Origin of the sequence: Roseobacter litoralis Och 149, from assembly GCF_000154785.2 — a bacterium.
In the GTDB taxonomy this organism is placed as follows: Bacteria; Pseudomonadota; Alphaproteobacteria; order Rhodobacterales; family Rhodobacteraceae; genus Roseobacter; species Roseobacter litoralis.
This window is the reverse complement of record NC_015730.1, coordinates 3,254,980-3,272,743: the sequence shown is the minus strand read 5'-3', so window position 1 is coordinate 3,272,743 and position 17,764 is coordinate 3,254,980. Positions and strand designations below refer to the sequence as shown.

General features: G+C 57.9%; 15 protein-coding genes. 10 read left to right on the top strand and 5 right to left on the bottom strand.

Features of this window, described 5'->3' with window-relative positions; translation table 11 throughout:
* The first annotated feature begins 16 nt into the window (after nucleotides 1–16).
* The 6 genes from soxC to RLO149_RS15475 all read left to right on the top strand — a co-directional run bounded on the left by soxC (nucleotide 17) and on the right by RLO149_RS15475 (nucleotide 6,143).
* On the top strand, nucleotides 17–1,303 hold the full coding sequence (gene soxC / locus RLO149_RS15500) for a sulfite dehydrogenase (protein ID WP_013963049.1): 1,287 nt from the start codon (nucleotides 17–19) through the stop codon (nucleotides 1,301–1,303).
* Nucleotides 1,287–2,324, top strand: coding sequence for a c-type cytochrome (locus RLO149_RS15495; RefSeq protein ID WP_013963048.1), 1,038 nt, complete (start codon nucleotides 1,287–1,289; stop codon nucleotides 2,322–2,324). The genes soxC and RLO149_RS15495 overlap by 17 nt, the downstream gene beginning before the upstream one ends.
* A gap of 4 nt (nucleotides 2,325–2,328) precedes the next feature.
* Nucleotides 2,329–3,033, top strand: a complete 705-nt coding sequence (locus RLO149_RS15490) for a c-type cytochrome (RefSeq protein ID WP_013963047.1) — start codon at nucleotides 2,329–2,331, stop codon at nucleotides 3,031–3,033.
* A 28-nt stretch (nucleotides 3,034–3,061) separates the two neighbouring features.
* On the top strand, nucleotides 3,062–4,330 hold the full coding sequence (locus RLO149_RS15485) for an NAD(P)/FAD-dependent oxidoreductase (RefSeq protein WP_013963046.1): 1,269 nt from the start codon (nucleotides 3,062–3,064) through the stop codon (nucleotides 4,328–4,330).
* An 81-nt stretch (nucleotides 4,331–4,411) separates the two neighbouring features.
* Nucleotides 4,412–4,852, top strand: coding sequence for a DUF302 domain-containing protein (locus RLO149_RS15480; RefSeq protein WP_013963045.1), 441 nt, complete (start codon nucleotides 4,412–4,414; stop codon nucleotides 4,850–4,852).
* Nucleotides 4,853–5,075: 223 nt separating this feature from the next.
* Nucleotides 5,076–6,143 (top strand): YeeE/YedE family protein, encoded by a 1,068-nt coding sequence (locus tag RLO149_RS15475; RefSeq protein WP_013963044.1) that lies wholly within the window; start codon nucleotides 5,076–5,078, stop codon nucleotides 6,141–6,143.
* Nucleotides 6,144–6,249: 106 nt separating this feature from the next.
* Here RLO149_RS15475 and RLO149_RS15470 read toward each other — a convergent pair whose 3' ends face one another.
* From RLO149_RS15470 to RLO149_RS15455, 4 genes are all read right to left on the bottom strand, one after another.
* A complete protein-coding gene (locus tag RLO149_RS15470; RefSeq protein WP_013963043.1) occupies nucleotides 6,250–7,194 on the bottom strand; it encodes an MBL fold metallo-hydrolase in 945 nt (314 codons plus the stop codon).
* A 2-nt stretch (nucleotides 7,195–7,196) separates the two neighbouring features.
* A complete protein-coding gene (locus RLO149_RS15465) occupies nucleotides 7,197–8,075 on the bottom strand; it encodes an MBL fold metallo-hydrolase (RefSeq protein WP_245538068.1) in 879 nt (292 codons plus the stop codon).
* A 223-nt stretch (nucleotides 8,076–8,298) separates the two neighbouring features.
* On the bottom strand, nucleotides 8,299–8,970 hold the full coding sequence (locus RLO149_RS15460) for a Crp/Fnr family transcriptional regulator (RefSeq protein WP_013963041.1): 672 nt from the start codon (nucleotides 8,968–8,970) through the stop codon (nucleotides 8,299–8,301).
* Between the two features lie 455 nt (nucleotides 8,971–9,425).
* The gene (locus RLO149_RS15455) at nucleotides 9,426–10,256 is read right to left on the bottom strand and encodes an FRG domain-containing protein (RefSeq protein WP_013963040.1); all 831 of its coding nucleotides are present in this window, start codon (nucleotides 10,254–10,256) and stop codon (nucleotides 9,426–9,428) included.
* Between the two features lie 189 nt (nucleotides 10,257–10,445).
* Between RLO149_RS15455 and RLO149_RS15450 the strand changes: the two genes are divergently transcribed.
* The 4 genes from RLO149_RS15450 to phnN all read left to right on the top strand — a co-directional run bounded on the left by RLO149_RS15450 (nucleotide 10,446) and on the right by phnN (nucleotide 16,380).
* Complete coding sequence (locus RLO149_RS15450) at nucleotides 10,446–11,435, top strand: TAXI family TRAP transporter solute-binding subunit (RefSeq protein ID WP_013963039.1); 990 nt, start codon at nucleotides 10,446–10,448, stop codon at nucleotides 11,433–11,435.
* A gap of 81 nt (nucleotides 11,436–11,516) precedes the next feature.
* A complete protein-coding gene (locus RLO149_RS15445; protein WP_013963038.1) occupies nucleotides 11,517–13,442 on the top strand; it encodes a TRAP transporter permease in 1,926 nt (641 codons plus the stop codon).
* Between the two features lie 44 nt (nucleotides 13,443–13,486).
* The gene (gene nadC, locus RLO149_RS15440) at nucleotides 13,487–14,323 is read left to right on the top strand and encodes a carboxylating nicotinate-nucleotide diphosphorylase (protein ID WP_013963037.1); all 837 of its coding nucleotides are present in this window, start codon (nucleotides 13,487–13,489) and stop codon (nucleotides 14,321–14,323) included.
* Nucleotides 14,324–14,346: 23 nt separating this feature from the next.
* Nucleotides 14,347–16,380 carry a phosphonate metabolism protein/1,5-bisphosphokinase (PRPP-forming) PhnN gene (gene phnN / locus RLO149_RS15435; RefSeq protein WP_013963036.1) on the top strand — a complete coding sequence of 678 codons (2,034 nt, stop codon included), beginning with the start codon at nucleotides 14,347–14,349 and terminating at the stop codon, nucleotides 16,378–16,380.
* A 119-nt stretch (nucleotides 16,381–16,499) separates the two neighbouring features.
* On the opposite strand, the gene RLO149_RS15430 is transcribed toward phnN, so the two are convergent.
* On the bottom strand, nucleotides 16,500–17,681 hold the full coding sequence (locus RLO149_RS15430; protein WP_044025380.1) for an amidohydrolase family protein: 1,182 nt from the start codon (nucleotides 17,679–17,681) through the stop codon (nucleotides 16,500–16,502).
* Between the last annotated feature and the right edge of the window lie 83 nt (nucleotides 17,682–17,764).

Below are 17,764 nucleotides of genomic sequence, written 5' to 3'. Positions count from 1 at the left end.
ACAGGAGACATCAGGCATGGCAGAGCATGACAATAAACCAGACGGCACCTCGCGGCGTGCGTTTTTGCGTGGGGCCGCCGCCGCCGGTGCAGGAGCGCTGGGTGCAACGGCGGCGCGCAGCCAAACACCCGACCCTCTGATCACCGATGTGCAGGAATGGGCGCAGGCCTTTGGCGATGGCGTCGATGAAACCCCCTATGGTCTGCCCATCGCGCATGAAGGCGACGTGATCCGCCGCAATGTCGAATGGCTGACGGCGGATACGGTCAGTTCGATCAACTTCACGCCCATTCACGCATTGGATGGCACGATTACGCCGCAAGGTTGCGCGTTCGAGCGTCACCATTCTGGCGCGATTGATCTGAAGAAAGAAGATTACCGCCTGATGATCAACGGCCTGGTCGATACCCCGCTGGTGTTCACCTACGGCGATCTCGAGCGGTTCCCGCGTGAAAACCACGTCTATTTCTGTGAATGTGCGGCGAATACCGGCATGGAATGGGCCGGTGCGCAACTGAACGGCGCGCAATTCACCCATGGTATGATCCACAATATGGAATACACCGGCGTACCCCTGCGTACCTTGCTGAAGGAAGCCGGGCTCGATACGGCGGGTGATCTCAAGGACAAATGGGTCTTTGTGGAAGGGGCGGATGCCTCATCCAATGGCCGCTCGATCCCCATGGAAAAGGCGCTGGATGATTGTCTGATCGCGTTCAAGGCCAATGGCGAAGCGCTGCGCAAGGAGCACGGATACCCTGTGCGCCTCGTCGTTCCCGGATGGGAAGGCAACATGTGGGTGAAATGGATCCGCCGCATCGAAGTGATGGACGGCCCCGTCGAAAGCCGCGAAGAGACGTCGAAATATACCGACACCCTTGCGGATGGCACCAGCCGCAAGTGGACATGGGCGATGGATGCGAAGTCTGTCGTGACCAGCCCAAGCCCGCAATCCCCCATCACTCATGGCAAGGGACCGCTGGTGATCAGTGGCCTCGCGTGGTCGGGCAAAGGTGCGATCACCCGTGTGGATGTGTCCAAGGATGGCGGCATGAGTTGGCAAACCGCGCGGCTTGCCAAACCGGGCGAGAAAATGGCCCTGACGCGGTTTTACCTCGATACGGATTGGGACGGGTCAGAACTGCTGCTGCAGAGCCGTGCCATGGACGAAACAGGATATGTTCAGCCCACCAAGGCGCAGCTGCGCGAAGTGCGCGGATTGAATTCGATTTACCACAACAACTGCATCCAGACATGGCTGGTACGCGCGAACGGAGAGACTGAAAATGTCGAAGTTTCTTAAATCAACCTTGGCCCTGACCGCGCTGTCCCTGATGGCCGCGCCTGCGATGGCGGACAAGCTTGGCCTTGGCCGGGCGGCGTTGCCCGAGGAAATCGCCGCGTGGGATGGGGATGTGCGCCCTGATGGCACAGGGCTGCCAGTGGGTTCAGGGGACGCGATCATCGGTGAGGAAATATTTGCCACCCAATGTGCAGCCTGTCATGGCGATTTTGCCGAAGGGATTGGCAACTGGCCGAAACTGGCCGGGGGTATGGACACGCTTTACCATGACGACCCGCTCAAGACGGTTGGGTCCTATTGGCCGTATCTGTCGACGGCTTTTGATTACATCAAACGCTCGATGCCCTATGGCAACGCAGGGACACTGAGTGATGATGAGACATATGCGATTCTTGCCTATATTCTTTATTCCAATGATCTGATTGACGATGACTTTGTACTGTCCAATGAGACATTTCTGGACGTGGAAATGCCGAATGCGGATGGGTTCATCGTCGATGATCGGGCCGAGACGGAATACGCGCAGTGGCGCGGTGAACCCTGTATGGAGAACTGCAAACCCGAACCCGTGAGCGTCACGATGCGCGCCATGGTTCTTGATGTCACACCGCAGGAAGAGGCGCAGGCCCCTGCTGAGGAGACGAACGTCGCTGAGACCGCGGCGCAGGCCGAACCCGAGGTCGTCGCGGCGTCATTTGACGCTGCCCTTGCCGAAGAGGGCGAGAAGGTGTTTCGCAAGTGCAAATCCTGTCATCAGGTGGGGGAGGATGCCAAAAATCGTGTCGGTCCGATCCTGAACGGAATTGTCGGCAAGCCTGCGGGCGCGGTCGAGGGCTTCAGATATTCCAAACCCATGACCGCTGCCGGTGAGGAAGGTCTGGTCTGGAGCGAAGCCGAACTGATTGCCTTTCTCGCCAAGCCAAAAGACTACATGAAGGGCACCAAGATGGCCTTCGCCGGGCTGAGGAAAGAAGACGATCTCTTGGCGGTTGTCGAATACCTCAAATCCTTCGAGGAATAAGGCGATGCGCGTGTTCCTTTCGTCTTTGGCCGGTCTTGCCCTTGCTTTGGCAGCGGGGGGCGCGATGGCCACTGGTTTGGGCGACGCGGACAAGGGCCGGGAGGTGTTCCGTCAATGCGCATCCTGCCACAAGGTGGGGGAGGGCGCCGAAAATGGCATCGGCCCCCAGTTGAACGGGGTGTTTGGCCGCACGGCAGGGCGTGTGGAGGGGGTGAAATACTCCAAAAACATGATCCGCATGGGCAATGACGGCCTGATCTGGACGGCGCAAACCCTTGATGCCTATATCGAGAACCCGCGCGCCTTGGTCTCCAAAACACGGATGAGTTTCAGGGGCATCAAAAACGAACAAGAGCGTTCCGACCTGATGGCGTATCTGCGCCGTTACTCCGATGATCCGGGCAACATTCCCGAAGCCGAGCCGACCGCGACGGGCACCGATCATGATCTGGATCCGGTGATCCTCGCCATTCAGGGGGATCCTGAATACGGCGAATACCTCGCGAGTGAGTGCAAGACCTGCCACCAGACAAGTGGCGCAAACGATGGTATTCCTGGAATTACGCAATGGCCGACGGAGGATTTCGTTGTGGCCATGCACGCCTACAAACGCAAGCTCAGACCCCATCCCGTCATGCAGATGATGGCGGGGCGGTTGTCAAATGATGAGATAGCGGCGCTGGCCGCATATTTTCAGGACCTCGAATAACGGGGCCAAACTCTGGGAGGAGAGAACGATGACACTAAAAAGACGCGCCTTTCTGGGCACGGGTGCCGCCGCAATGGGAACCCTAGCAGCGCCCACTGTTTTTGCGGCTGGCCACGGTAAACCACAGGTGGTTGTTGTCGGTGGGGGCGCAGGCGGTGCGACCGCTGCGCGCTATATCGCCAAGGACAGCAAGGGTGAGGTCGGGGTCACCTTGATCGAGCCGACACGCCAGTATTACACCTGCTTCTTTTCGAACCTCTATATCGGCGGGTTCAAAGAGATGGGGCAACTCGGTCATTCCTATGGTGGCCTTGCTGCCAGTGGTGTGAATGTTGTGCATGATTGGGCCACGGGCGTTGATCGCGATTCCAAGACGGTTGCGCTGGCGGGGGGCGGATCGGTTCCCTACGACAAGCTGATCCTGTCGCCCGGCATTGATTTTGTCGACGGCGCGGTTGAGGGATGGGACCTCTCTGCGCAAAATGCGATGCCGCATGCGTTCAAGGGGGGATCACAGACGGAATTGCTCAAGGCGCAACTGATGGCGATGCCGCAGGGCGGGACCTTTGCGATGGTCGCGCCGCCAAACCCCTACCGCTGCCCCCCCGGTCCTTATGAGCGGGTGTCGATGGTGGCGCATTACCTCAAGGCGAACAATCCAACGGCCAAGATCATTATTGCTGACCCGAAAGCCAAGTTCTCAAAACAGGCGCTGTTTGAGGAAGGCTGGGCGGATCACTATGATGGCATGATCGACTGGATCGGTGACGATTTTGGCGGTGGCAACGTAGCAGTTGACGCGGACGCCATGACCTTGTCGATCGACGGTGAAGTGACAAATGTGGACGTCTGCAATGTCATCCCCGCCATGAAGGCAGGTCATATTGCCGAGCTTGCCGGTGTGACAGACGGAAACTGGGCGCCCGTGAATGCGGCCGACATGTCGTCAAAGGCGGATGCGGATATCCATGTTCTGGGCGATGCCGCGCAGCAGGGGGATATGCCAAAGTCGGGCTATTCGGCCAACTCGCAGGCAAAGGTATGCGCTAATGCGGTGCGCGGTGCGCTGACGGGATCCAAAGTCTTCCCGGCCAAGTTCTCCAACACCTGCTGGTCGCTGATCGACACCAACAACGGCGTCAAAGTCGGCGCGACCTATGAGGCAACCGAGGAAAAGATCGCCAAGGTTGACGGTTTCATCTCGGCGACGGGTGAGACCGCAGAATTGCGCAAGACGACCTATGAGGAATCCGAAGGGTGGTATACCGGCATCACCGCCGACATGTTCGGAGCCTAGACTGAAACAGAGAGGGCTTTGATCACGCGCAAAGCTCTCTTTGACCATATCGATCAATTTTCACCATGGAAGGGGACGGATATGCGAACATTCTTTTGGGCGGGGCTGGCCTGCTTGGCCACTTTTGGGGCAGCACAGGCGCAGGATACCTCTGTGGTTTACCCGTTTGACGGCAGTTTTGACGATGCTGCATTCAGCGTGGAAAACGCGATCATCGGCGAAGGGCTGGTGATTGATTATGTCAGCCACACGGGCGAGATGCTCAACCGGACGGCAGGCGATGTCGGCAGTGACGTAAAGCTGTTTGAAGCGGCGGATATCTATGTGTTCTGTTCCGCCGTGGTGTCGCGCAAGATGATGGAAGCGGACCCGATGAACATCGCGCAGTGTCCCTATGGCATCTTTGTTGCCGAACGCGCAGGCGAGGTGATGGTGGGATACCGGACCTATCCCGACGGTCCCATGCAGGACGTGCAATCCCTGCTGGATGACATCGCGCGTGAGGCGGTCGGATTGGACTGAGCGTCTGGGCGCAAATCCGCGCTAGATCGCTGTGGTGTTTACGTCAGGGGAAGCGCGGAATCTTTCCGGTTGCCCCATGGTTACTTATCGGGTGCAAACGAACGGGCAGATTTGCATAACCGGCAAGACAGCCCAAATCCTGGGCGGCGCAAGCGTCGTTGATCTGCATCAGGGCGCTTGAGACGTTGGCGGTGTTAACGGTGGCCAATGTGAGGATGCTGCGATGATTGAAGCACTGCTGGATCAATTCGGCGAGGGTGCCGTTCTTGCCGGGGCGGGCGCGTTAACGGGCCTGCTGTTTGGCGCTATGGCGCAGCATTCCCGTTTCTGCCTGCGGGCGGCGACGGTCGAGGTCTCGAACGCGTCCTTTGGGCCACGTCTGGCAATATGGCTTATCGCGTTTTGCGCGGCGGTCCTTTTCGTACAGGGCGCGATTGCACTGGACATTTTGGATGTCTCTGCCAGCCGACAGTTATCTGCCACTGGCAGCATGTCGGGGGCGATCATCGGCGGGCTGATGTTCGGGGCAGGTATGATCCTTGCGCGCGGCTGCGCGAGCCGTTTGCTGGTGCTGTCGGCCACGGGAAACCTCCGGGCGCTGATCACCGGCCTTGTCCTGACCTTAGTGGCTCAGGCGTCCTTGCGCGGTGTGCTCTCTCCATTGCGCGAAGACCTCTCCGGTCTCTGGCTGATTGAAGGGGGGCAGGGGCGCAATATCATGTCCTATTTCGGTTTGACGCCCGTGTTGTTAAGCGTGCTGGCAGGCATCGGGCTTTGTCTGGCTGTCGTGCTGGCACAGCAGCGCGCGGTCAAAGGGACCCACGCTTTCGCTGCCGCTGGCGTGGGGGCGGCTGTGGGGCTTGGCTGGATGCTGACCTATGCCGTGGCAGAGGTTTCTTTCGAGATCGTGCCGATTGCCTCCGTGACCTTTACCGGGCCTTCGGCGGATACGCTGATGGGGCTGGTGAACAGTTCGGATTTGCCGCTTGGGTTCGGGGTCGGCTTGGTGCCGGGGGTATTCATTGGCGCGGGGGCCATGGCCTTGCTGACCCGCGAGGCCGCATTGGAACGCTTCGGTGCGGACACCCCGATGGAACGTTACCTTGTGGGCGCTGTTTTCATGGGGTTCGGCAGCATGCTGGCGGGCGGTTGTGCGGTGGGGGCGGGCATGTCCGGCGGGTCGATCTTTGCATTGACCGCATGGGTTGCGCTGTTTTGCATGTGGCTGGGCGCGATGGTGACCCATGTCATCCTGACCCGGGTTCACGACCGCAGGGCAACACTGGCTTAAAGCGTCATGCGAAAAACCTGAATCATCCACTGCTGCCTGAAACCAAAGGTTTCAACGCGGCGGGTGATATGCGATTTTCTGGTATTTCGTCAGACGCTGTAAACCCCTATTCGAACTCCATCTGCTCAAAGACGCGACCTGCGTTCTTGGTTGCCAATTCCTCGAATGTGTCCAGATGCGCATAGGGCGACTGATCAACATAATAGGCTTCGGCAAGCCCGCCGCCTTCCTCCAGAAGCTCACCGACCTGCCCGCGTAGATACACGAGGTAATCGAGGGTATAGCGGCGCACCTGATCCATATTCGTCGGATGGCCGTGACCGGGAATGACATAAGTCGCCGCGAGGGGTTCGAATTCAGTTTCCCATGTCTCAATCCACTCTGCGGTCATTGTATCTTCAAAGATCGGCAGCATGCGTTCGTGAAAGGCCATGTCGCCAGAAATGACCATGCTTTGCTGCGGCAGCCATACGATGATATCGCCGGGGCTGTGCGCGGGACCAAGGTAGCGTGCCTCGATCTGCATGCCGCCCATCTCAACGGTGTAATTGTCCTCAAAAGTGATCGACGGGGCGGCAAGCCGGGTTTTGTCCGCCCGTTCCTTGACCCGCGCAATGGCGGCTTGCAAAGAGGCATCGCCATTCTCCTCAAAGGCTGCGGCCGCGTCCACATGGGCCACGATATCGACGCCAAGGTCGGCCCAATACGAATTGCCCAGCATCGCGTGGCCCTGACCGTTTTCGTTGAACACCAGTTTGACGGGTTGATCCGTCACGGCTTTGATCTCGGCATGAAGGGCCTCGGCCAGCAGATATGAGGCGCCTGCGTTGATCACCACCACGCCGTCCCCGGTGACAATAAAGCTGAGGTTGTTGTTATGGCCTGCGTTTTCGTACGTGGGCGGGGCGGTCGCACCGATCGCCGAAAACACATGCGGAATGACCTCGACCGGTTTGGCATAGAGCATCGAGGCGGGGTATTGATCGGGGATGTCTTCGCTGGCCATCACCGGGCTACACAGTAAAGCGAGTGCGAGGATTGCGTGTTTCATGCTCATCCCTCGTTCACAAACGTATACCCGTCCGTGCCTTTCTCTACATGGCCCACGCCGTTGCCAGTCAGGTGAAAACCGATCACGCGGGTCTTTTCCAGTGTTAGTTGATCCATCAGCGAAACACGCGTTGCGGCTGCAGTTTCGGGGTCCTGATCAGACCCGGAATGCCACTGCGGTCGTGCAAAGGCGATATGATCGTTCCCGATGGAATCGCCGAGGATCATCACCGCTTCACTGCCGTCCCGCACCTCAAAGGCCATGTGACCCGGTGTGTGCCCAAAGGTGGCCCGCGCGGCGACACCGCCGATGATTTCATCGCCGTCGTTGAAAAAGCTGATCTGGTCTTCGATCATCTCAAGACGCCGCCTTGCACCCACGGCAAAAGAGGCGCGCGCCTCGCCGATGTCATCCACGGTATTGGGGTTCATCCAATACTCCCATTCCGCTTTGCCGATCATGTAGCTGGCATTGGCAAAAAGCGGATCGTCGAAATCATCCAACAACCCCCACAAGTGGTCGGGATGGGCATGAGTGAAAACGACATCGGTTATGTCCTCCGGGGCCACGCCGAGGGCGTCAAGAGAGTTCAGAATAACGCCCGTGTTCGGGGAGAACCCGGGACCAGACCCCACGTCGAACAGGATTGTCCGGTCGCCCTGTCGCATCAATGTGACGTTGCAGGGCGGCGTCAGCGTGTCGGGCGATTGACCGTAGCGCGCGAGTATAGGCAGAAGTTCGTTTTTCGGCATCGGATCGAAAATAAAGCTGCCCGGCAATGTCAACGAGCCGTCGCTGACGACATCAAGTCTCGTGCTGCCGACCATCACTTGCGCATGGGCTCTTGTTGCTTGCAGGCCAAGCATCGCGGTCGCCGTCATTCCCGCGCTCTGTTTCAAAAACCTTCGTCTGCCAAGCATATTTTGCCCCTACCAATTCTATTATATGAATGTGATTGATTGTAGGGTGTGAAGCAAGCCTTATTGTCTATCGCAGCCCGGGCCGTACCTATTTTCGAACCGCCCCCGTTTTAACCCTAAGAAGGTTGGTCTGGTGGCAGTTGGTAAAGCAGGGCATTGAAATCGCCTGCGTGGCTCTGGTTTTTCAGATGTGGCGATGTGCCAGTTGCTCCAGTTTTGCGGGCTCCAGCAGGTTGACGCGGCCCCGCGCTTGCGCGACCCAGCCGCGCCGCTGGAACTCCTGCAACTGTCTCGAGACGACTTCGCGGGCTGTGCCCAGTTCGACCGAGAGTTTCTGGTGCGTGGTCGTGACCACGCCTTCAGTATTGGCGAGTTTGACCAGCCTGTCGGCCAGACGCACATCCATCTTTTGGAACGCGACCTCCTCAATCATCAGAAACAGATCGGTGATGCGTTTTGAAAACGCCGCGAAAACAAAATCACGAAACGACTTGGACTGAGAGACCAGATCGTCGAACAAATCCCGCGGTATGGCTGCGGCCCGCACCGGCGTCTCCGCAATACCGGCGGCGGCATAATCATCATAGGCCAGCAGGCAAGCCGTGGTCAGCACACAGCTTTGCCCGGCTTCAATCCGGTAGAGCACAATTTCGTGGCCGGACTCCGAAACCTGCTGCACGCGCACGGTGCCATCCAGCAAAAACAACATGTTTTCAGGTGACTTATCCGGCCCGAATAGTGTCGCGCCCTTTGGCGCTTGCACGATCTTGCTGCGCGTCATGATGAGTTTCTTGATTGCAGGCTCGAGCCGCGACAAGCCGGGAAACCGTTCGATCCAATCCTGTAATTCGGTCATGGTGCAGCCTTTTCAACGTCAGGAAATTCCAGTGGTGCAATCCGATCCATCAACTGGCTCCGTTTTGCGGAAACATCGGCAATCGTCAGATCATCCAGCACCGCCACCCCCCACCGCTTTCAGATAGTCCGCCTTGCCCGGTTCTCGCACGACTTTCATAATCTACGGGCGCGATACAAAGTGGATTTTACCACATTCTCAACGGGCACCAAGCCCGAAGGTTTGATCGCGGCCAACTGAGGCGCGCGCGGCACATGCTTGGAGTAACGGGTCAATTTCATTGTGCGTCCTGATGTTGCGGCCAAAAGGTATATCGAGACTAAGTATCTGGTAAGCGCAAGATTTACGTCACCTGCATCATACCCCTGATCTGGGCGTAGAATGTGCGATGAGCCGGAAAAAAGGGAATACTGACCCATGTTTTTGTGCAGACCTAATCGCTTGCGCTACGTTCTTTAGTTAGGGGTCGTGTATTGCCGGGACAACCAGCTGCACAAACCATCGAGACCCGGAAACAAAACCCGTTCGGACACATTGGATTGATCCAGCTTGTCTCTGATCTCCCACTTGAGTTCAGCGGGGATGATGATCTTGGCGGTGAGTTCGGGGTGGCGCAACAGCCAATCGGTCATCGGCTGGCAGCGCCCGATCTGGACTGAGAAGCAGGCAAACTGGTTCACAATACGCGCGCTCAGCGAGGGCGGTTCGAAAAACAATATCTCCGCCTTTGAGTCGATGGAACTTGCCCGGAGTTGATCAAGGCCCGGCAATTTTGACGAAAGCATTTCATCCGTAAAAACATGTGCGCCCTGTTCCGCCAGAATGTCGCGCAGCGGTTGGGGAAGCAGTTCATGAGTGCGGTCAAAATCAACTTTCCAGATGGCACCATCCACATCCATGTTGGATTGCTCGCAACAGGCGAAATGCATCGCGACCAAGGGGGAATACGTCCAGTCCAAAAGGCGGGTCGGCAAGCCGTGATGCTGCGCAAGGGCCATCCAGTGCCAGAAGTTACTGGGCGCGAAACTATCGGGAATGCTGTCGACCTGCCGTGTGCTCGAATCTGCATATTTGCGAAAATTCCGCAGCAGGTGTTTTTCCAGCTCATTGGACCGCTCGCCCAGACGCGCCAAACCGGAGGCCAGTTCGAAATCCGCGCGCCCATGCCCACGGAACACATGTTTGGACCGGTGCCTTTTGATCTTTTCGTTCCAGGAATCTTCGAACAGCATATCCTGAAGTTCGCTCCAAGAACGTATTGTTGTCAGCGGTCTGGTTTCAGACATTTTTTCCTGCTCGCTCCCGCTTTTTTTCGCCGTTCTGAGATCCGAAGTCTCGTCGGCAAAGGGCATCTTGCCAAGAGGGATCGCCGATTTTTGGTATTTTGGCGTCCCTAAAATGTCCTTGACTCAACCCAGCACCTGATGTCTCGTTTGTATACCAACAAAAAAGCGATAACCAACGGGAGAACGACATTGCCTAGATTATTTCAATTTGTCGCAGCCGCCGCGATCTCCGGCGTTGCATTTACTGCATCCGTACCGGCCTATGCCGGAAACAATATCACCCTTTGTGGTGGCAGTCCGGGTGGATTGTGGTCTCTTCTGGGTGCTGGCATCGACGCCGCCGTGCGAAAGGTCGATCCGGAGTCGAACGTGACCTATCAAACATCCAGCGGTGGCTTTGCCAATATTGTGCAAGTCAACCAAGGCAAATGTGATCTGGCCATTGTTCATGTCGGCGAGGTGGCCATCGCCGCGCGCGGGGAAGCCCCGTTCAGTGAGCCGACAGGCGGTGTTGCTGCTGTTGCGCTTCTTTACAACTGGGCACCAATGCAATGGGTCACAGACAAGTCCTTTGCCCAAGAGAACGGCATCGAAACCATCGGTGATCTGGCGGCGATGGACGGTGAATACAATCTGGTGGTAAACCGTCGGGGCATCCTGCCGTCGATCCTCGCGGAAAAATCGCTTGAGGCCTCCGGCATGACCTTTGAGGCAATCGAAGGCAAAGGCGGCAGTGTTCAGTTTCAGGGCTCCAGCACCGCCTCTGAGATCATGCAGAACGGTCGCGCTGACACGTGGGTCAACGCAACCTTCGTCGGTAGCGGAAGCATTAATTCCATCGCGTCAAAGCGTGACCTGACGTTGTTGTCCGTCTCGGATGATGTGATCGCCGCCATGCAGGACGCCTATGGCTCAACGGCTGTGACGATCCCGGCAGGTGCCTATGAATGGCTTGATCGCGACATCAAAACCTTTGGTGCACAGGCGGCATTGATCGCCTCAGAAGGGGCCGATCCGGAAATCGTCGGTCTGGTTGCCAAGGCGATCTATGAAAACGTTGGCGAAATTCAGGGTGTGCACAAAGCCATGGGTGCCTTCAACGCAGACCTTGGGGCGTCGATCACGCTGATCGATTACCACCCTGCGGCGGCGGCTGCGATCAAGGCTGCTGGCAGCTAAACCACGCGATCATACCGGCGCGGGCTTTGTGTCTGCGCCGGTCTTCGTACGTGCGTTGCTAAGACGATCGAAAGGCACCCAATGTCGGCACCTGGAATACTCGGACTTCTCTTCTCCACGGGATCCCGCCGCAGCATCAAGGGGCGTTTGTACTGGCCGATCCGCCTTTACACCGCGTTTTTTTCTGTCTGGGTGATGTGGGCGGCAACGCTGTCGCGGATTGACGCGCTGTCCCTGACGGTCATTTTCCTGTGCCTGATATATGTACCCGCTTTCCTGCTCATCGGCGCCACGGACAGATCGGGGACAAAGGCCACGCTGCCGGACTGGATACTGTCCTTGGCTGCTGCGGCCTGTGCGTGCTATTTCATCATCAAAATCCCTGAAACAGCTTCCCGGATCAGCCTGTTTGAAGAGCTGAGCACCGATCAGTTCATCATGGCCTCCATCCTGATCCTGCTGACGCTTGAGATCACCCGGCGCACGGTTGGCCTGTTTTTGATGTGCATTGTTCTGACCTTCATCATCTACAATCTCTATGGGCATCTGATCAGCGGTCCGCTGGGGCATGGGTACATCTCGCTCAACCACTTTGTGGACATCAACATCTACACCACCGACGGTTTGTTCGGCGTGCCGGTGCGCGTGGCGGCCACATATGCGTTCCTGTTCGTCATGTTCGGCACGTTTCTGGAAAGAGCCAAGGGGGGCGAGTTTTTCTTTAACCTCGCGGCGACGATTTCGGGCCGTTCCGTGGGTGGGCCTGCAAAGATCGCCGTGGTCTCATCGGCTTTGTTCGGCACCATGTCAGGCAGCCCCACATCCGACGTTGTGGCCACCGGGTCGATCACGATTCCGATGATGAAAAAGCTGGGATATGACCGCAGTCTGGCTGCGGGTGTTGAGGTCGCTTCGTCGACGGGCGGCAGCCTCTTGCCACCGGTCATGGGCTCTGCGGCCTTTATCATGGCTGAGTTGATCGGGGTTGGATATGGCGAGATTGTCATCGCGGCTATTTTGCCCGCGCTACTGTATTATGTTGGTATCTCCATTCAAGTGCATCTGCGCTCCGTCGCGCTGAACCTTGCGCCGCTCGATGCGTCCGAGGTGCCCACGCTGGGCGAAACGATGCGTCAGGGCTGGCAGTTTCTCCTGCCGATTGTGGGTTTGATCATTCTGCTGGTGTTGGGCTATTCACCGACAATGGTCGCTGTTTTCAGCGCGATTGCGGTATGGGTTGTTTCGCAATTCAACCGGCGCACACGGCTGGGGCTTAAGGCGACGATCGAAGCCCTGTCAGATACCGCCATTCGCATGATTGGCGTCACCGGTGCCTGCGCCGCCGCAGGGCTGGTCATCGGTGGCATAACCATGACCGGGTTGGCGTCAAAGTTCTCGTTCATCGCTTTTGCAGCGGCGGGTGACAACATCATGATCATCCTGATGCTCAGCGCGGTTGTGACCATCGTTCTGGGTCTGGGCATGCCCACGCCCAGTGCCTATGTGTTGGCGGCTGTTCTGATCGGCCCCACTTTGGTGAACGACTTTGGCTTTCAGGAATTGAACGCGCATCTGTTCCTGCTTTACTTTGCGGTGATGTCTGCGATGACGCCACCGGTTGCGGTGGCAGCCTATGCGGCGGCGGCCATATCCGGGGCCAATCCGCTCAAGATTGCGGTGGTTGCGATGCGCTTGTCCATCGTTGCCTTTGTCGTGCCCTTCATGTTCGTGACGAACCCTTTGGTGCTGCAACCTTTTTCCAGCGTCGAGGCGATACTGGTCAGCGCCGGTGTGGCCTTCGCCTGTGTGCTGGTCGCCTTCGCGTCAGAAGCAAAGTGGCATGACCGTTGGTCAATGCCCACGCGTGTCGGAATGCTCGTCAGCGCCGCGTTGCTGGCGGTTCCGGACACAAACGTCAAAATCATCGGCTGCGTCAGCGGTCTGATGCTGCTCACCTTCGCCATCAAGAAGTTCAAAGACCAATACGGACGCCTCGTTACCTCGTGAAACAAACAACCCGTTATCTGGCCGTCAAAAGAAAGGCATGAAATATGCTCCTAGACCTGCGAAAAATGAACCAACTCATCGACCTTTGGCTGGACGAGGACGTCAACTACTATGACCTGACCGCAAAGATCATGGTGGATGATGACGCGGTAGCCAAATTCGGGATGAACGCGCGTGAACCGATCACCCTTTCTGGGTTGAAGCTGGCGGAAATGGTGTTTCGCAAAATGGACCCTGATTGCACGTTTGAGACTTCCCGAAAGGATGGTGAGCGCGTCGAAACAGGCGAGACCTTTGCCGTGATCACCGGGAATGCGCAGGCGTTGCTGACGGCGGAGAGGGTTGCGCTGAACCTCGTCCAACGGATGTGCGGCATTGCCGGTCTGACGGCGGAATATGTCAAGGAGATCGAAGGTACCGGCGCGATTTTGCTGGACTCGCGCAAGACAACGCCCGGTCTGCGCATGATCGAGAAGTATGCGGTGGTCTGTGGGGGCGGGCGCAGTCACCGGCTGGGACTAGATAATGGCATCATGCTGAAAGACAACCACATCGCCGTCGCGGGCAGTATTGCCGCAGCCGTCCAGCGCGCCAAGGCCAAAGCCCCGATGCTCACCAAGATCGAGGTTGAGGCGGACCGGCTGGATCAGGTGCATGAAGCGCTTGATGCAGGGGTGGATGTCATCATGCTGGACAACATGAGCAACGAGGACATGCGCAAAGCCGTTGAAATCGTGGATAAACGCATTCCGCTGGAATGTTCGGGCGGTGTGCGGCTCGATACGATCCGCGCGAAAGCCGAAACCGGCGTTGATTTTGTATCGGTGGGCCGCATCACGCAATCGGCGACCTGTGTTGATATCGGCCTCGACGACGTCTGATCTGGACCAAGAAAGGGTTAATCGTGCCGGGTACGCTGTTTCTCATTGTCGGTCCAAGTGGCGTTGGCAAAGATACCTTGCTGGAGGGCGCGCGCGATCGTCTGGCAAACAGCCAGTGGTTTTCCTTCCCTCAGCGGGTGGTCACGCGGGCGGCTGATGCGGGCGGGGAGGATTACATTCCCATAACCCCGTCCGAGTTCAAACAGCAACTGGCCGCCGGGGCGTTCTGGCATCACTGGCACGCGCATGGCCTGTCCTACGGAATCCCCATGCAGGTCGCGCGCGATCTCGAAAACGGCGTCAACGTCGTGCTGAATGCGTCACGCAATGAGATTGGCGCGTTTCGCGACAAGGTGGCGCATGTCGTGACCATTGGTATTTCTGCGCCGCCCGGCATCGTTGAACAGCGCCTCTATGAGCGCGGGCGCGAGAGCGAAGAAGAAGTAAAGCGGCGTCTGGCGCGCCTTGTGGAGCAAGCCCCCCTGACAGGCTGCGCGCTGGAAATCGTGAATGACGGAACCATCGAGGAAGGCATTGCCGGGCTTGTCGATCTGATCGCCGGGGCCTGCGATTTGCGCGCAGAAATCGCCCGCTTTCCGGTCACCATCGGGTCCAAACAGGTTTGTCTGATCCACAAGGGCAATCAGATCGCCAGCCGCGTGCTGGCCGGTTCGTCGCGGGTCACCCTGTCTTTGCGGGGCAAATCCGTCTCTGCGGAACTGGGCGAAACGTGGAGCGATGAAATCGTGTCGCAAGACCTCTGTGCTTTGTCCGAGGGGGCAATGGCGGCGCTGGACGCGGTGGAGGGCGATGTCGTTTCAATCGAGCGGTCGCCGACACCCAAAAGCCGGTCCATTTTGCAAAAGAAGGTGCGCGGCGGTGAGTTGTCTCACGCCGAGATGGAAGCCTTCATCCACGATCTGGTCAACGGACGGTTCAGCACCTCGGAAATCGCAGGGTTTCTTGTCGCGGCCTCGAACAACCTGACGATGGACGAAGTGATCTCGCTGACGCAGGTACGTGCCGCCTTCGCGCATCGCCATGATTGGGGCAAGACGATCGTCGTCGACAAACACTCCATGGGCGGGGTTCCGGGCAATCGCATCACACCCATCATCATTCCCATTCTGGCGGCCTTTGGCCTGACCGTGCCCAAGACATCATCGCGGGCGATCACATCTGCGGCAGGGACGGCGGATATGATGGAAGTGCTTTCGCGCGTTGATTTGTCCCCAGACGAAATGAAGTCGGTCGTGGAACAGACAAATGGCTGCATCGCATGGAACGGCAACCTGACCCATTCCCCGGTGGATGACGTCATGAATGCGATAAACCGGCCGCTGGGCTTGCAATCCACATTGCTGGATGTGTCGTCGATCATGTCCAAAAAGCTTGCGGCAGGGTCCACCCATGTGCTGATCGACATGCCGGTGGGTCCAAAAGCCAAGACGCGCACCCAAGGCGAAGCGGGCGCGTTGAAAGACCTGTTTGAATCGGTGGGGCAGGGCATCGGGCTGAACACAAAGGTGCAGATATCAGATGGCACCAAGCCCATCGGGCGTGGCGTCGGGCCTGTGCTCGAAGCTTTGGATGTCTTGAGTGTATTGCGTGGAGAGGCAGGGGCGCCGACCGATTTGCTCGATAAATCCATCGGCTATGCGGCGACGATATTGGAATGGTCCGGGGCTGTGTCTCAGGGGCAAGGGGCGCAGGTGGCCCGCGATCTGGTGTCCAGCGGAAAGGCCGTCGAGAAACTGTTTGAGATCAGGAATGCGCAGGGGCGCCAACACGACCCGCTTCAGCCCGGGCAATTCACCGAAGATATATGCGCTGACAGTTCAGGCCGCCTTGAGGCCATCGACATACAAGCCATTTCGGAAATCGCGCGATTGTCAGGCGCGCCCAAGGACAAAGCCGCCGGTGTGGTTTTGTCTGTTCAGGTAGGGGATGAGATCATGGAAAAACAGCCGCTGCTCAGGGTCCATTCCTCCAGTCTGCGCGGGATAGAAGAGGCAGTCTGTGCCGCTCAGGCGCAGAGCGCTTTCAAAATTCTATAGGTAAAACGCGCGGGCTGCATGAACGTCAGGCGGCGGAGTAACCCAAAGAGATCAGACCCGCATGGCCCCTCTAGTCCTCGCACAGGCACAAGATGCCTGAGCGGTGTTGGTCAGCCCTGTCAGACCGATGCCACGACTTCGGGCAAGGTTGTTGCAGGCGGTGTGTTGCGGCTGCGGTTGGACCGCACGATACCGTCGATGATCGTCATCCCGACGCCGGGCAGGTTGCCCAGTTGCACGGATTCGAGCATGTTCTTGCCCGGCGCATGCTGCGCCTGATCCATGAGCACGAAATCGGCGCTGTAGCCACCCTCCAGCAGGCCGACATCCAGATCACGCTGGCGGGCCGTATTACCATTGGCAAAGCAAAACGCGGTCGCGGCATCGATATTTCCGAGGCTCGACAGCATGGCGACCATGCGCAAAATTCCCAGCGGTTGTACGCCTGATCCAGCAGGACCATCGGTGCCGAGGATGACCTGATCCAGTTTGCTGAGTTCGCGCGCTGTATTGAGCGTCAGAAGTGCGGCGCGTTCGTTGCCGTTATGCACAATTTCAAGCGCTTGTTTGCAGCTTTCGCACAGGCAGATGATCTGATCATCCGGCAAGGCGGAATGGCCACCATTGATATGTCCTACGACATCCGTACCGGTTTCCAGCACCATATCAGCATCAATCAACCCCGAGCCGGGGATCGACGGCCCGCCCGTGTGGATCGTCGACTGGATGCCGTATTTCCGCGCCCAGCTGACCATCTGGTTGGCGGTTTTGCCGTCCTTGACGGTGCCAAGCCCGACCTCGCCCAGATATTTCACACCTGCGTCGGCCAGTTCCTTGAAATCATGTTCTTCCATGCCGTGTTCGATCACCGGCGCACCGGCCAGCACCTTCATCCCGGAGGGGCGGAAATTCTCGTACCAGCGCTGTGCGGCAATCGCCATCGCCTTGAGGCCTACGATGTCACGCGGGCGTCCGGGCATATGCACTTCGCCCGCCGAAATCATGGTTGTGACGCCGCCATGCAGGGTAGAATCGATCCAATGCAACTGCTGCTGGCGCGGGGTATAATCGCCGACGACCGGGTGGACGTGGCTGTCGATCAGGCCGGGGGCGAGGGTGATGCCCTTGGCATCGACAACGGTATCCGCACCTTCGGTGTCCAGATCGCGGGCATAGCCAAAGGCGGTGATGCGACCATCAATCGCAATCACGCAATCGCCATCTGCAATGGGGGCCTCGATCTTGCCCGTCAGGAGCAGTCCGATATTCTTGATTACAAGTTTGTTTTTTTCTGTCGTCATGATCACCTCTTGTAAGTATACTAACAATAAGGAGGTCGAGCGCAAGCCTCTCCATCGACATCCGGGGAACGGTTTCGCGCTTG

Excerpts from the sequence above, each read along its gene's own strand:
- RLO149_RS15480 (WP_013963045.1), top strand. The coding sequence starts at position 4,412 with ATGCGAACATTCTTTTGGGCGGGGCTGGCCTGCTTGGCCACTTTTGGG.
- RLO149_RS15460 (WP_013963041.1), bottom strand. The coding sequence starts at position 8,970 with ATGACCGAATTACAGGATTGGATCGAACGGTTTCCCGGCTTGTCGCGG.
- RLO149_RS15475 (WP_013963044.1), top strand. The coding sequence starts at position 5,076 with ATGATTGAAGCACTGCTGGATCAATTCGGCGAGGGTGCCGTTCTTGCC.
- RLO149_RS15430 (WP_044025380.1), bottom strand. The coding sequence starts at position 17,681 with ATGACGACAGAAAAAAACAAACTTGTAATCAAGAATATCGGACTGCTC.
- RLO149_RS15490 (WP_013963047.1), top strand. The coding sequence starts at position 2,329 with ATGCGCGTGTTCCTTTCGTCTTTGGCCGGTCTTGCCCTTGCTTTGGCA.
- nadC (WP_013963037.1), top strand. The coding sequence starts at position 13,487 with ATGCTCCTAGACCTGCGAAAAATGAACCAACTCATCGACCTTTGGCTG.
- RLO149_RS15465 (WP_245538068.1), bottom strand. The coding sequence starts at position 8,075 with ATGACGGCGACCGCGATGCTTGGCCTGCAAGCAACAAGAGCCCATGCG.
- RLO149_RS15485 (WP_013963046.1), top strand. The coding sequence starts at position 3,062 with ATGACACTAAAAAGACGCGCCTTTCTGGGCACGGGTGCCGCCGCAATG.
- RLO149_RS15495 (WP_013963048.1), top strand. The coding sequence starts at position 1,287 with ATGTCGAAGTTTCTTAAATCAACCTTGGCCCTGACCGCGCTGTCCCTG.
- RLO149_RS15445 (WP_013963038.1), top strand. The coding sequence starts at position 11,517 with ATGTCGGCACCTGGAATACTCGGACTTCTCTTCTCCACGGGATCCCGC.
- RLO149_RS15470 (WP_013963043.1), bottom strand. The coding sequence starts at position 7,194 with ATGAAACACGCAATCCTCGCACTCGCTTTACTGTGTAGCCCGGTGATG.
- RLO149_RS15455 (WP_013963040.1), bottom strand. The coding sequence starts at position 10,256 with ATGTCTGAAACCAGACCGCTGACAACAATACGTTCTTGGAGCGAACTT.
- soxC (WP_013963049.1), top strand. The coding sequence starts at position 17 with ATGGCAGAGCATGACAATAAACCAGACGGCACCTCGCGGCGTGCGTTT.